The organism is Providencia sp. PROV_01, assembly GCF_053098325.1.
On sequence record NZ_JBRFKD010000002.1, the window covers coordinates 2,008,732 to 2,022,624 of the forward strand.

A 13,893-nucleotide genomic window follows, 5' to 3' on the forward strand; every position below is an offset into this window, starting at 1 on the left:
AGTCTAAGTCGTGCTCTCTAATTATGATTATACTGCCCAAAATATCTTTACAGGGTTGTTACATATGTTAAAACAAAAAATAATAGGCTTGTCTTTAATTACTACGGCTTTAGTTGCGTTGGCAGGTTGTGGTGATAATAGTGAAAAAGATAATCCGAATAAAAAACAAATTACGATAGGTTTTGGTGTTGGTAATTATATTGACCAAGTGGATAAAGGTATCGTCCCGATTTTAGAGAAAAAAGGTTATACGGTTAATTTGCGCCAATTTTCGCAGAATAGGCAAATTAATCCTGCTTTTGAAGAAGGTTCAATCGATGCTTCTGTTAATCAAAGCCGCGCCTATATGGAGGCTTATAACAAAAAGAATAATATTAACATGGTGGCATTGACAGATTCACCGAGTGCGCCACAAAGTCTGCGGTCAAATAAACATAAAACACTGGATGATGTGAAAGATGGTATGATCGTCGCGCTATCTAATGACCCTGTTAATGCAGAACGTGGTGCTAGAATTCTGGAACAGTTAGGTTGGATTAAAATTAAGCCAAATGTGAGTACATTAAGCTTTAGTGTTAATGATATTTCGCCTGATAAATATAACTTAGATATCCGAGAAACTGATGCAGCACAAGGGTTACGATTATTAGATGATGTCGATTTTGTCGTTGTGAATGGCAACTATGTTGCAAGTGCAGGTCAGCGCATTGCTGATGGCTTGGTCGTAGAAAATTCACCGCTAGAGCATCGTGTTATTGTGACTGTCATGCAAAAAGACCTAGATGCTCAGTGGGCAAAAGATTTGAAAGAAGCTTTTGAGTCTAAAGAATATGCAGATTATATTCGTTCGCAGCGTATTTACGATGGTTTTATTGAACCTGAAAGCTGGAACAAATATCCTAAATAAAACCCTAGTCTGTTTTTTTATTATTAGTATTACGTTAACCACTAATTTTTATTAATTAGTGGTTTTTTCTATATAAACTAAATATCTTACTGATTTAATGTGAAAAATATTCGTGTTGAATTTGTAGACAATCTGATGTTTTTTCGTTATTTAATAGATTAAGAGCTGAATTATAAAAATAGAATATAGATAAGTTTATGTAAAAAATAAAACTGACAGGGGAAAGTATGAGTAACGAATTAATTGATGCATTTAATGTAATAAAATCTAAAAGATGGGTTGATTTGACACATAGCTTCGATAAAGATTCACCGCATTTTTTTATGTTTGATTCTGCTGAGTTTAAAACATTATTTGGTTATCCAGAGGGTTTTTTTGCACAGCAATTTACATTTCCAGGCCAATATGGCACTCATATTGATGCTCCTTGTCATTTTGTCGAAGGAATGCGTTATTTACATGAACTCGAATTAAAGGAACTTGTTTTGCCATTGATTGTTATAGACCAATCAGAAAGAGCAAAAGAAGATCCAAATTTTGCATTTTCTCGTAATGATATTCTCAATTTTGAAGCACAAAATGGCCAAATTGAATCCGGGAGTTTTGTTGCATTACGTACCGATTGGAGTAAACGTTGGCCATCACAAGAGCTTATGGATAATAAAGATGATGAGGGCAATAACCAAATACCGGGTTGGGGAATGGACGCTCTTAAATTTTTATTTGAAGAACGTGGAATAAAAGCTATTGGACATGAAACATTTGATACTGATGCAGCAAAAGATTTTCGAAAAAATAATGCATTACTCGGTGAGTATTATGTATTAGAGCAAGATACATACCAAGTTGAATTACTCGCTAATTTAGACCAAGTGCCCACACGTGGTGCCGTGATTTTTAATATTGTCGCTAAACCAAATAATGCCAGTGGTTTTCCTGTGCGTTCTTTTGCAATACTTCCATAGGAAATATAATTATAACCAATCTGCTAATGTAATAGCAGATTGGTTAAAACGGCTATAAAGCAATTATAATCCATGCAGCGGCTAATAGCATACACAATAGCGCGACAACTCCTCCAGATTTAGAAAATTCACCGAAAGAGATTTTTACACCATATGCCGCTGATTGTTCAACGACAATAATTCCAGCAAGGCTACCGAAGACCAGTAAATTACTTGAAAAGCCTGAACCCAATACAAGAGCTGCGCCTAATGAATCGGCATTACCATCAGGTGTTAAGAATGGGACGAGTAACATAACTGAGGGATTATTTCCAACGATAGTGCTTAGAACACCGGTCACTAAAAATAGGGCTAATGGATTATTGAGATCCACACCGTAGCTTCGTAAATCCGTTAATAATTGCTGAGGAAGGCCTGTGGCGGCAAAAGCAGCGTTAACAACAAATAACCCCATGATGAGTAATAGAAGATTACCGTCGACGAGTTTAAGCATATCACTCGAGGCAATGGACCGGTTTAATAATAAAAACCCAGCAGCAGTCAATGCTATAAGTTCTTTAGGAATATCAGTCACAATAAAGGCAATGATGACTGCGAAAGTAATAACACCAGCTTTTGCTGTCTCCCATACATTTAATGTTTCTTGGGTTTTTTGTGGGGAAGCTGCTAGCGTATTTTCTTTAGCCAAATACCAACGATTACGATATAACCAAACGAGTACCAACCATGTTAATGGTAAAGAAAGTAGGGCTGGTATTGCTGATGCCTGTAATAAGCCTACAAACGAGATATCGAGCCCTTGGGCTGCGATCATATTTTGTGGGCTACCAATTAATGAGCCGGCCGCGCCATTATTTGCCGCGAAACAAAAACCAAGTAAAAATGGAATTGGGTTTAAACCGCGAGATAAACTAATTGATACTAATAATGGTGTCATGGCGACAACAACAACATCGTTAGTGAGAAATGCAGAAAGAAAGCCACCGACAAGAATTAAAACCGCGAGTAATGTAGGGGGAGAAACTTTTAGCATTGCCACTCGGTTTGCGGTCCAACTATAAAAACCAGACACAACAAAAGAAGCAGAAACGACCATAAGCCCAAATAACATACCAATCGTTCGGTAATCGATAGCATTCCACGCATGAGGCGGTGTAATACTGCCGATAGCCATCATAGCGAGGGCACCAATAACCGCAGCGCCCGTTCTATCAACTTTGAAGCCAGGTAGCTTACCAAAGCCCATTGCAATATAAACTAAAAGAAAAACAATAACGGTTAACGTCATGATATTCACATTTTAATTAAGAAAATTAGAGGTAATTTATCGATGAACACTCAGCGAAGCAAGGCTAAATAATGTATTGATAATAACATGTTGCAGTTAGCTCCATTTAAGATTGTCGCTAAAAGATAACAATAATGTAATTAAGAATGAAGTTTACAAATAGCGATAACAAGCATTGACCATAAGAAACGATAATCTGATTTGTTGCAGCATAAAAAGAAAAACAAAGAAAATACATTTGGTAATTTTATTACAAAATTAAAAAAGTATTTGGTCAGTTGAGAATTTGATAGCAGCTCATAGGATTAAAAAAGAGAAACTGAAAATTAATTGTGACAAAAGTCACTATTTAAAGATAAATAACGTTTTTTAATTTGTGATTTAAGTCACAAAAAATGATTTTTTAGTACAAAAAAAGATCAATGTAATTTAGTGACACGAGCTTTTTGTGAGCTTCATCAATATAAATATAGGGTGGACAGGGGGGTAATGGTGACTTTGATCACATAAAGGCCCACGTGGTGCGAATCTGATAAAGCTCATGCTAGAGTGAAAGTGTTGAAAAAATCACGGACGTTATTTGGCGATAACGTTACTACTTTATCATTCTCGTACCACGGGGTTCTGTCATGGTAACATCAAATATCAAATTAAAGGTACAGAATTTTGGGCGTTTCCTCAGTAATATGGTTATGCCTAATATCGGTGCTTTTATCGCTTGGGGATTAATTACTGCGTTATTTATCCCAACTGGCTGGTGGCCTAATGAGACATTAGCTCAACTTGTAGGCCCTATGATCACCTATTTACTACCACTATTAATCGGTTATACCGGTGGCCGTTTAGTCGGTGGAGAGCGGGGTGGAATAGTTGGCGCAATAACAACAATGGGTGTAATTGTTGGGGCCGACATGCCAATGTTTATGGGGGCAATGATTGCTGGCCCATTAGGCGGATATGCAATAAAACGTTTTGATTTGTGGATAGAAGGCAAAATTAAAACGGGTTTTGAAATGTTAGTGAATAATTTTTCATCTGGCATTATCGGTATGTTATTAGCCATTTTGGCTTATTTAGCGATTGGGCCTCTTGTTGCAGGGCTATCCAAGATATTAGCAGCCGGTGTAAATGTGATGGTGGAGAATAATTTACTTCCACTCACGTCTATTTTTGTTGAACCTGCCAAAATCTTATTTCTTAATAATGCTATCAATCACGGTATTTTTTCACCACTAGGTATTCAGCAAGCATCAGAAACAGGTGCATCCATCTTTTTCTTAATTGAAGCCAACCCTGGACCCGGTTTAGGTGTTTTACTCGCGTATATGTTTTTTGGCAAAGGTAATGCTAAGCAGTCTGCGCCAGGAGCCGCAATTATTCACTTTTTTGGTGGCATCCATGAAATTTATTTTCCTTACGTCTTAATGAATCCTCGGTTAATTCTTGCTGTTATTCTGGGTGGAATGACAGGGGTATTTGTGATGAACCTTTTTCATGCTGGGTTAGTCTCTCCTGCATCCCCGGGCTCAATATTTGCAGTTCTACTGATGACGCCTAAATCATCACTTATCGGCGTTATTTTATCGGTCGCAAGTGCTACAGTTGTTTCTTTCATCGTTTCAGCTCTTTTATTAAAACGAACACGAATTGGTGATGATGATGAACTCGAGAGTGCGACGAAAAAAATGCGTAATATGAAAACGCAATCAAAGTCATCATCAGTAAATTCAATCAATAAAGATGCTTCTATCAATTTAGCTCAAGTGCACAACATTATTGTCGCTTGCGATGCAGGCATGGGCTCAAGTGCAATGGGAGCGGGGGTATTAGCCAAAAAAGTACGTGATGCTGGCTTGCTAGACATCACCGTCACTAATATGGCAATCAACGATTTACCAGAAAATGTTGATATTGTTATCACTCATAGGGATTTAACGCAAAGAGCGAAATCATTTGCGCCAAATGCAATCCATATTTCTTTAACAAACTTCTTAGATAGTCAAACGTATAATGATTTAGTCACGAATTTAATAGCTAAAAAAAATCCTAAGGCAGCTAATGATGGGCATTTAATTAAACAAACTATTGTTGCGGCTAATGATGAGTCATATGACATAACCGAACATGAAGAGGCTTTGTTTACTTTAAGTGCGAAGCACATTCATTTAAATCTGGCGGCAGAAAATAAAACCCAAGCTATCCGCTTTGTAGGGCAGAAGCTAGTTGAAGGCGGGTATGTTGAGCCTGAATATATAGAGGCTATGCTAGCTCGTGAAAAACTAACACCAACATATCTTGGAGAGTCTATTGCGGTACCTCACGGAACAATAGAAGCCAAAGACCGCGTATTAAAAACTGGCATTGTTATTTGCCAATATCCTAAAGGCGTACAATTTGGTGAAGAACCCGATGAAATTGCTCGCTTAGTGATTGGTATTGCAGCACAAAATAATGAGCATATTGAAGTTATTACACGAATTACTTCCGCTTTAGATGAAGATGGGGTCATTGAGCGTTTATGTGAAACCCAAGATGTTCAGGAAGTACTCGAAATTTTAGCGTCTCAAAGTGCAGCATAAGGAGAATAATAATGAAAGTCATTCATTTTGGTGCAGGAAATATAGGCCGCGGTTTTATTGGTAAATTATTAGCAGACGCAAATTCACAAGTCACTTTTACGGATGTCAATCAGCCATTAATTGACCAACTAGCACATCAACAATCTTATAATGTTCATGTTGTTGGTCAGGAAAATCGTATTGAGAAAGTCCAACACATTCACGCTGTTAATAGTAATGATCCTAAAACGATAGAGTTTATTGCAACGGCAGATATGCTTACAACAGCAGTCGGGCCTCAAGTGCTTGAAAAAATTGCCTCAACGATAGCTAAAGGCATTATTCATAGAAAATCGTTGGGAAATAACCAGCCACTCAATATTATTGCATGTGAAAATATGGTGAGAGGAACTAGCCAATTAAAGCAACATGTATTGGCTCAATTGCCTGAAGAGTTACATCAATGGGTTGAGCAGCATATTGGTTTTGTAGACTCCGCAGTTGACCGTATTGTTCCTCCGATGGAGGCAGCGAATGATGACCCGCTTGATGTTACCGTCGAATCCTTTAGTGAGTGGATTGTTGATCAGACACAATTTGTTGGTGATATTCCTATTATCGAAGGAATGGAATTAACGGATAATCTAATGGCATTTGTCGAACGTAAGCTATTTACGTTAAATACAGGCCATGCAATAACAGCTTATCTGGGACAATTATATGGATACCAAACAATTAGTGAAGCGATTGGCGATTTGGGGATCCACACTATTGTTAAATCGGCAATGAAAGAAAGCGGGCAAGTATTAATTCAACGTTATGGCTTTGATTCGAAAATACATAATCAATACATAGATAAAATACTGAGCCGCTTTGCGAACCCATATTTAAAAGATGATGTTAGCCGAGTAGGACGACAACCTATGCGAAAATTAAGTTCAAATGATCGCCTAATTAAGCCGTTATTAGGTACATTTGAATATCAATTATCACATGAAAATCTGATCATAGGTATTGCAGCTGCATTGCATTTTAGGTGTGAAACTGATCCCCAAGCAAATGAAATGGCAAAGTTAATTGCAGACAAAGGACTTACCCAAACGGTCATTCAACTTTGTGGAATAGAGCAATATCCAGAGGTAATTGATAAAATTTGTACTCAATACCAGTTAATGATGTTGAGTAAAAAGTAATATTACGGATAATGGGTTAATTATTGAGGTTCAATCACTTTATGGCTACCTACTATGTGAAAGCAAGTAATATAGCCATAAAGTGATAAAAGAAGCTAATATGGAAAATAAACAAAACATTGAAAATCAAATTCTTGAGCGGTTGAATCAACGACCAGAGGTGCACTTATTTGTTCAAGATGTCGTTATTTTAATTTCACAAGCTATTGATAAATTAATGTTAAAAGTTTTCAGAAAGGATGACTATGCAGTAAAATATGCAGTTGAGCCTCTTTTAACTGGAAATGGCCCATTAGGGGAGTTATCGGTTCGTTTGAAACTCTTATTTGCGTTAGGGGCTATTTCTCGTGAAACCTATGAAGATATAGAATTATTTCTTGCTTTGAATGAGTCATTATCTGCAGAAAAAATAAATATAAATTTTACGGATGATGAAATTTTAGGCAGTATTAAAATGCTTCATTGTATGGAACCATTACCAGAAATGATGAGATTTAATCAGCCGGAAGATCTTATTGATAATCAATTAATTGAATTGCAAAAACACCGTTTTCAGCAAATGATCAAATCTTCATTGATATTGTCTGTAACAGCCTTAATTACCCAAATTATCGAAACGGATGTATTTTAAAATAGGTTATTCTATTATCTCTATTTTACTGTTTACTTACCAAGGTAAATATGTTTGAAATAATACGTTATTAGCCGAGAATCAGCAGAGTATCGAATGAATATTATTATTGCACATGAAATAACCACCGAAGATAAAGAAGAGTTACTTGCAGGGTTGCGTAGTTTTAATACTCAGTTTTTAAATGCCGACCGATTTGGTTCATTAGGAATTTATTTTAAAAATGATGATGGTGTGATGCTTGGTGGTTTACTTGCCTCAGTTAAGGCAAATTGGTTATGTATTGATTATTTATGGGTTAGTGAAAGTGCCAGAAATGATGGATTAGGGCGTGAATTGATGTATACCGCTGAACGGGAAGCAATAAAATTAGGTTGTATTCATAGCTTAGTTGACACATTTAGTTTTCAAGCCTTACCATTTTATGAAAAATTAGGATATGTGAAACAAATGTCATTACCTGACTTCCCGGAGACAGGCATGCAACGACATTATTTAACTAAACGTGATATATAAAAAATACCTATAAATTATGGCATGATCGGTTTAGTCGATAAATATTGTGCTGCATAATCAGGTAGGCGAGCCTTTAATTTATCAATTGTTATTTCAGCAATGACACCACTTGTCGGTACTAACTCGTTTGTTTCAACGAAAATATTCTCTGAACAAAAGAACTGATTAGATGAGAATGATTTTTCTGGTGAAGTAACTAATGGTTTGCTCTTAGTCCTATTGATAAAGCGATTAGAGAAAACTAGATAATTTTTAATATTAATAGATTTATCTTCAGTATCTACAAAATTTTGCCAATAGCTAATTAAAGCGTCAGATAAATAATTATTAAAAATGAAGGTGTCTTGCATAATTAGCCATTTGTCATCGACATTGTCATAGGGGCGTGCATTAAAAGAAATGTGATTAAGATAGTTACCAGCAAATACGAGTCCTTTTGCATTACGAAACTTTAATTGACCGGATGGCTTATCATCTTTTGGCCAGCCAGAGAAATAATTTTGAATAACTTCAACTTGTTCATACTGTTTAATATAAATACCATGATCACGTTGTATATCATCTTTATCTGTTTTAGGATTGTAGAGAAAGATTTGGTCACTACCTGAAATAAAGTTTTTACGAAATATCCCTTTTTTGAGATTACTCGTCGAATACCAACCGGAAACAAATTCACCTTGGGCATCATCAAAAGATATTAATTTTTTATCTCTTAAACTTAAAAGTGTGGTGAGCAGTATCTGTGTTTTTTTATCAAGCCATGGTGTTGCTAAGTTAATCTCATCGACCGAACCTAAAAAATTTTGTTCAATTAATAAACCGGAACTATTACCATAAGTACTAAGACCAACTCCTGCATAGTTACGCCCACGCATAAAAACATTACCATTTATTGTATAGAAATGACTAGAACAGGTCAGTTGCGCTGTGCTGTATTCGGTTATTGTGTTAATAAATACATTATGGCTAATACGAATTGCAGATTTGTGTCCATAAAAATGTATTCGAATATTGTCAAAGATTATGTTCTCTATGTTTATATTTGACACTTTTGTTCTGTAGGTACTATCACCGAACATAACCGATTGTCCTTTGGGATTTAAACAACGAAAAATTGTGCCTTCTATCGAACCCAATAAGGAATTATAAGATGTTAATAATACATCGCTAGCAAATAAGTAAGTACCGGCAGGGAAATAAATACCTTTATGAGAGGTGTTACTTTCTTTAAGTAAACTTAATATCGCCTGACTTAAATCTTTATCTGTATTTGGTAATATACCTGCATCTTGTGCATTGATATAGCCATCCGGTGTGTCATTGCATGTGGGGCTTTGATTTATCATGTATATATCCTATCGACGGTTTTATTGTGGGGATATGAATAGTGTCACTTATAATTATCTGGTACTTAGCTATAATACTAGTCATAAGGGGTATAAGTATATTGTTTTATCAATAATTCAGCAATGTAAATTAAAATTAGCGTGATCTACATTGTTTTTAATACATTGATATTTATGCTGAAATAATTTGCAATGTATTGTTATGAATAATATTTTTAATTTTTGGTTCATCGGCATGGTTATTATGTAAATCTATCATTCGCAGTTTGATTATTAATAAATGAAGGTAAAATATGAAAATTTGTATTATAGGGACGTTCGGGGCAGGAAAAACAACATTATCTGCCAAGCTAGCCGATGAATTTAATACGCCTGTATATGGCTATGATGAAATTTATTGGAATAAAACTCAGGCAGAATATATCAAAAATCCTCAACCTATTATTAACGGATTAGTCTTAGAGATAACATCTAAAAAAGAATGGATTATTGAAGGCGCTTACGATAGGCGTTTAACTCCCTTTTTTCATGACTGTACGTTAATTATTCGCTTAAATGTACCTTACCATATATGTGCCTTTAGAATCGTAAAACGATACCTTGCATCTAAATTTACAACGATAGGGCCCAAAGAGACATTTTTCAATACAGTTGAGTTACTACGCTTTGCAAAGCAATTTGATAAGCAGCTTGATGATTTCTTTGCACAAAATCCTTTATTTTCTTCTAAAGTCATCATTATAGATAATTCCAAACAATGTATTGGTACGATAAAAAAACATTTAGAATAAATAGGGTTCAGTGGCCTGTCCGGCTCTTACAGTATAAATAATTTTAGTAATAACTTTATTTGTACATCTATCAGTTGGTTTATGCTCTCTAAAGGCTGTTTTTGCTTCATCTCTTTTCTTCTGGTATCGGCTAAATAAATTTGCCCATAAAAAATACTATATACATGAGTACTTAGATTCCACTAGAAATTACTAGACCTTCTTGGAAGTAAAAATAATTAATCAATTCTCGTATAAAAAATAAAATAACATTCAAGCGGCCAAGTCATTTCAATCACTCAGAATGGCACTCAATCAGTTGGTAGGAGGAGGGATCATTAATTAAAAGTGACTCATTTTTAATTAAATATCTATTAGCATTTTTGCTTATAACGAATTGAGGCGGGGGGATTTTACAATCCTGTTCATCAATAATAGATGCATTAAATCCTGTGGCTATTTCTTTTAATGTATAATTCCCCTGGCAAGAATATAATTCTTGCCAGGATGAAATAGTTAACTTAGCCTCATTGTTAAATTTAAATTTTAGATTAATAAGTGTATTAACATCATTATTTGATTTTTTCTCGGAATAGTGTAAATAATAGCAACCAATGGTTTTAGTTGCATATGCACAATTTAATATAATGAATGAGAATAATGCACTAATAAATAGAAGGTAACTCATTTTTGATTCATTCATCGATGATAACTAGTATACATAGCGTAATAGCAGAAAGTAAGTTAGCACTGTGTTAATTAACCGATTAATAAGCATTTTGACGAACATTAAAGGGTTGTAAAATCCTATTCCAGATTTCAATCATTTGTTATATTTGTCTTAATAATGAATTCTAAAATTTCTTTAAACATTTCTTTTCTATCTAAATTTATAGAATATTTAGGCACTGTACCGTCATCGTGCCCGCCCTCATAATCCATTGATGGCGTACTTTTCCATTTATTGCTAGATTTGAGTAACGTATATTTGCGCTTATCGCCATTCATCTCAGTAGAACGGTTGTCGTCAGACAGAATCGCCCGTATCTTTATGTTTTAAGTTAGACCCCATAATGCTAGGTAAAAAAATAACAGGAACCACTTTGGTTGCAGGGACATAAAGGTGGGCTTTGGCGTTCCGTGATTGATGTTCAGTCGTACATTCCCAAGAAACCCGTTTTTTCACATCAAATTGACAAAATGGTGCTGGATATTTTCGCCTTGTTCATCCTGACTCATTGTATTTTCTTCAAATTGAGCATGCCGATGATTGATTTGATATTCCCACTTATACTCAAATACATTTATTTATGAAAAATAAGGCGAGAATGATGGCAATATCGATGAGCAATTTATCGAGTGATAGTGAATTATTTATTTTGCTGAATCAATGCATATCGGTTCAATAGTTGTTTAAAGTGAGTATCAATACGTTGATATTCTGATTCAGGTACAGTGCCTTGCGCTTGTAATTGTTCTAGTTGGCGTAGTTCTTCTTCGAGTGGCAACCCTTGATTAAAATGTTGACGTGCATTAAAAATAATCGTTTTTAATTCAGACCCAGTGATATAGCTGCGAGGTTTACCATCGAGATTGTCTAAGCGCGTACTGAGATTATTTAACTCTGACATTCCTTCAGACCACTGTTGGAGTTTATCGCGAGATGACGCATTGATTTGCATATTTTGCTGCCATTTATCGTTTAACGCTCTGACTTCTTGCCGTTCACCATATTGCTTCGTGAGGTAACTCACCATGCTTAATCCATACTGTTGAGACCAAATTGGGGAGACGGACTCTAATTCTACGAGGTAGTTATTGATTAACTTGAGTTTTTCAGGAGAAAAACTATTCGGTTGCGCGGCATTAGGTTGTAATTGTTGCTCAAGAATTGAGGCAATATTCGGCGTAAAGTCAGGTAACTGGGGTAGCGCTTGCGCTAAAACGTGGTTATTGATTTGCGGGTGTAACACATACAAAGTTCCTGCACACAGCGCGCCTGTGAGCACAATACCGAAAGCCAGACCCACACAAATGCCTTTGCGGTAAGAAGGCTTGGTCGGTGTCGGTGTACTGATAGTGGCATTGGCCTTGATGGAAATTGGCGTTGCTGCGGCACGGGCATGAAATGATGATGGTGAGGTTTTCGGCAATTGCAGCGGCGTTGGTGGAATAAAACCACTATCGGGAACATCGGTATTTTCGAGCTGCTTGGCTTGAGTGGTGAGCAAGTTTTGCAGTCGTTCCAGCTGAGTGAGGTGTTTGAGCTCTAATGTTTGCAGCAACTGTCCAATTTGGTTGAGCGTCGCTTCAGTTTGATACAGTGCTGGCAGGTCTGCATAAACAGGTGCATGGGCGCGTAACCCTGTCATGAGTTGTTGGCTCAGCGTTGCGAGGATCTCAACCCGGGCATGGGTCTGTTGTGGCCATAATCCTTGCCAGTGGCGGCTCAGTAAATGTTGGAGTAAAGATAAGCCTTCGTTTAATCCCGCAATGCCATTTTGATGCTGGCGGATCAGGGTAAACCATGCGCAAGTTTGTAAATCAGCGCCATTTTGGTTGAATAAGGACAAACATAGCCCATGAGCTCGAGCCCAGTCAACATCAGGGCGGGCAGGGTGGAAGCGTTTGTTTAACTCGTCTTTAAGGGCAGAGAAATCAGTCAGGGTGCGAGGGTCGCCACCAAGGCGTAATGTGTTTAAATCTGGGGTCATAGTCTTCTCACGCTATCGTCGGTTAAATCGTATCGAATTGTTTTTTCAGATGGTGGACGAGAATGCGTCCATCCGGCATAAACTCAGTGCCATAACGGATTAACCCTTGCTCATGTAATTCAACCTCAAGGGCGTAATGGAGTGCCCCAAAGCTATTTTGCGGTAATAACACTAAAGAGAGTGATTTGATACGGGGCTCATACTTGAGTAACGTTGCTGATAAAATGGTCATCATATTGTGAGCGGTACCGGGGAGACCTTGGATCATTTTACTCATATCGGGGAGTCCGTAGTCGGGAAGATGTTCGATGCTACCCGCTCTGGCGTTGAGAATGCGGCGAATATTGTCCATCACGGACACCATCACTTGGTCATGTTCTGGGATAGCATCAATATCTAATCCTCCCGCAAAATACCCCGTCAACATTTCATATAATGAAGGCTGGGACATGCTATTTTTCTCCAAGTGGTTTCAAGGTCATGGTGTTATCCGCTAGGGTGAGTAAGCGTGGGTCATCGGGTAATAACCGCTTTTTGGGGATCACCACGCGCCAGTCGTCGGTGATAAGGTCAGGGTGATGGAACATCACGGCAACGGCAACAAATTCAGCACCGTCCTCAAGGGGCATATCAAGGGAAATTGATTCGCCAGGGCGAATTCGCAGGTCTTTTTGTGTGACTAATGAGGATTTGAGTACTTGGCTATCTTTAGCGAAAAGGGTGGCATAGTCGCTTTCAACAAAGCTTTCAAAGTTTTTTAGTTGATAAACACGGATAATCGTTGATAGCGAAGCGCCAGTATCGTCAGTATTGAGTGCTTCGCGTGCCACGAAATCAAGATGGACGACTTTCACTTGCTTATAAAATATCGCGTTTGCTGCACTGCGAGTGCCATCGCTGACCATTTGAGTCAGTCCGCATCCAGTGAGGTTTAATGCTGTCAGAAGCACCAATGTCTTGCCGCAAAATGACAATAAAGGGAGTTGTTTCATAGGTGAGTCCCAG

Annotated in this window: 13 protein-coding genes; 7 read left to right on the top strand and 6 right to left on the bottom strand. The window is 37.1% G+C overall.

From position 1 onward, the window contains the following. The first annotated feature begins 64 nt into the window (after positions 1–64). Positions 65–907: a MetQ/NlpA family ABC transporter substrate-binding protein gene (locus ACU696_RS09695; protein ID WP_004912542.1), complete on the top strand. Its 843-nt coding sequence runs from the start codon at positions 65–67 to the stop codon at positions 905–907. A 227-nt stretch (positions 908–1,134) separates the two neighbouring features. After that, entirely contained in the window at positions 1,135–1,872 is a 738-nt protein-coding gene (locus ACU696_RS09700) for a cyclase family protein (protein WP_109911502.1), read from the top strand. 52 nt (positions 1,873–1,924) lie between these two features. Here the strand turns inward: ACU696_RS09700 and ACU696_RS09705 are convergent, their stop codons facing one another. Further along, positions 1,925–3,160 (bottom strand): ArsB/NhaD family transporter, encoded by a 1,236-nt coding sequence (locus ACU696_RS09705; RefSeq protein WP_004912534.1) that lies wholly within the window; start codon positions 3,158–3,160, stop codon positions 1,925–1,927. 629 nt (positions 3,161–3,789) lie between these two features. Between ACU696_RS09705 and ACU696_RS09710 the strand changes: the two genes are divergently transcribed. The 4 genes from ACU696_RS09710 (at position 3,790) to ACU696_RS09725 (ending at position 8,058) form a co-directional block, all read left to right on the top strand. Continuing rightward, entirely contained in the window at positions 3,790–5,739 is a 1,950-nt protein-coding gene (locus ACU696_RS09710) for a PTS mannitol transporter subunit IICBA (protein WP_109911503.1), read from the top strand. Between the two features lie 11 nt (positions 5,740–5,750). Then, positions 5,751–6,911: a mannitol-1-phosphate 5-dehydrogenase gene (locus ACU696_RS09715; protein ID WP_123382566.1), complete on the top strand. Its 1,161-nt coding sequence runs from the start codon at positions 5,751–5,753 to the stop codon at positions 6,909–6,911. Between the two features lie 100 nt (positions 6,912–7,011). Then, complete coding sequence (locus ACU696_RS09720; RefSeq protein ID WP_004912528.1) at positions 7,012–7,542, top strand: MltR family transcriptional regulator; 531 nt, start codon at positions 7,012–7,014, stop codon at positions 7,540–7,542. A gap of 96 nt (positions 7,543–7,638) precedes the next feature. Beyond that, a complete protein-coding gene (locus ACU696_RS09725) occupies positions 7,639–8,058 on the top strand; it encodes a GNAT family N-acetyltransferase (protein ID WP_109911505.1) in 420 nt (139 codons plus the stop codon). A gap of 14 nt (positions 8,059–8,072) precedes the next feature. Here ACU696_RS09725 and ACU696_RS09730 read toward each other — a convergent pair whose 3' ends face one another. Beyond that, on the bottom strand, positions 8,073–9,404 hold the full coding sequence (locus tag ACU696_RS09730; RefSeq protein ID WP_109911506.1) for a glycosyl hydrolase family 28-related protein: 1,332 nt from the start codon (positions 9,402–9,404) through the stop codon (positions 8,073–8,075). Between the two features lie 293 nt (positions 9,405–9,697). Between ACU696_RS09730 and ACU696_RS09735 the strand changes: the two genes are divergently transcribed. Next, positions 9,698–10,195, top strand: coding sequence for an AAA family ATPase (locus tag ACU696_RS09735; RefSeq protein ID WP_447343066.1), 498 nt, complete (start codon positions 9,698–9,700; stop codon positions 10,193–10,195). Positions 10,196–10,469: 274 nt separating this feature from the next. Here ACU696_RS09735 and ACU696_RS09740 read toward each other — a convergent pair whose 3' ends face one another. The 4 genes from ACU696_RS09740 to tssJ all read right to left on the bottom strand — a co-directional run bounded on the left by ACU696_RS09740 (position 10,470) and on the right by tssJ (position 13,880). Further along, positions 10,470–10,877 carry a hypothetical protein gene (locus tag ACU696_RS09740; RefSeq protein WP_004912519.1) on the bottom strand — a complete coding sequence of 136 codons (408 nt, stop codon included), beginning with the start codon at positions 10,875–10,877 and terminating at the stop codon, positions 10,470–10,472. A 667-nt stretch (positions 10,878–11,544) separates the two neighbouring features. Further along, positions 11,545–12,888: a VasL domain-containing protein gene (locus ACU696_RS09745; RefSeq protein ID WP_209102040.1), complete on the bottom strand. Its 1,344-nt coding sequence runs from the start codon at positions 12,886–12,888 to the stop codon at positions 11,545–11,547. A gap of 22 nt (positions 12,889–12,910) precedes the next feature. After that, on the bottom strand, positions 12,911–13,339 hold the full coding sequence (tssE, locus tag ACU696_RS09750) for a type VI secretion system baseplate subunit TssE (protein WP_004912512.1): 429 nt from the start codon (positions 13,337–13,339) through the stop codon (positions 12,911–12,913). 1 nt (position 13,340) lies between these two features. After that, on the bottom strand, positions 13,341–13,880 hold the full coding sequence (gene tssJ / locus ACU696_RS09755) for a type VI secretion system lipoprotein TssJ (protein ID WP_004912506.1): 540 nt from the start codon (positions 13,878–13,880) through the stop codon (positions 13,341–13,343). Between the last annotated feature and the right edge of the window lie 13 nt (positions 13,881–13,893).

What these genes read in the sequence shown, in the direction of transcription:
- ACU696_RS09695 (WP_004912542.1), top strand. Translation starts at nt 65, where the DNA reads ATGTTAAAACAAAAAATAATAGGCTTGTCTTTAATTACTACGGCTTTA.
- ACU696_RS09740 (WP_004912519.1), bottom strand. Translation starts at nt 10,877, where the DNA reads ATGAATGAATCAAAAATGAGTTACCTTCTATTTATTAGTGCATTATTC.
- ACU696_RS09705 (WP_004912534.1), bottom strand. Translation starts at nt 3,160, where the DNA reads ATGACGTTAACCGTTATTGTTTTTCTTTTAGTTTATATTGCAATGGGC.
- ACU696_RS09710 (WP_109911503.1), top strand. Translation starts at nt 3,790, where the DNA reads ATGGTAACATCAAATATCAAATTAAAGGTACAGAATTTTGGGCGTTTC.
- ACU696_RS09735 (WP_447343066.1), top strand. Translation starts at nt 9,698, where the DNA reads ATGAAAATTTGTATTATAGGGACGTTCGGGGCAGGAAAAACAACATTA.
- tssE (WP_004912512.1), bottom strand. Translation starts at nt 13,339, where the DNA reads ATGTCCCAGCCTTCATTATATGAAATGTTGACGGGGTATTTTGCGGGA.
- ACU696_RS09745 (WP_209102040.1), bottom strand. Translation starts at nt 12,888, where the DNA reads ATGACCCCAGATTTAAACACATTACGCCTTGGTGGCGACCCTCGCACC.
- ACU696_RS09730 (WP_109911506.1), bottom strand. Translation starts at nt 9,404, where the DNA reads ATGATAAATCAAAGCCCCACATGCAATGACACACCGGATGGCTATATC.
- ACU696_RS09720 (WP_004912528.1), top strand. Translation starts at nt 7,012, where the DNA reads ATGGAAAATAAACAAAACATTGAAAATCAAATTCTTGAGCGGTTGAAT.
- ACU696_RS09715 (WP_123382566.1), top strand. Translation starts at nt 5,751, where the DNA reads ATGAAAGTCATTCATTTTGGTGCAGGAAATATAGGCCGCGGTTTTATT.
- tssJ (WP_004912506.1), bottom strand. Translation starts at nt 13,880, where the DNA reads ATGAAACAACTCCCTTTATTGTCATTTTGCGGCAAGACATTGGTGCTT.
- ACU696_RS09700 (WP_109911502.1), top strand. Translation starts at nt 1,135, where the DNA reads ATGAGTAACGAATTAATTGATGCATTTAATGTAATAAAATCTAAAAGA.
- ACU696_RS09725 (WP_109911505.1), top strand. Translation starts at nt 7,639, where the DNA reads ATGAATATTATTATTGCACATGAAATAACCACCGAAGATAAAGAAGAG.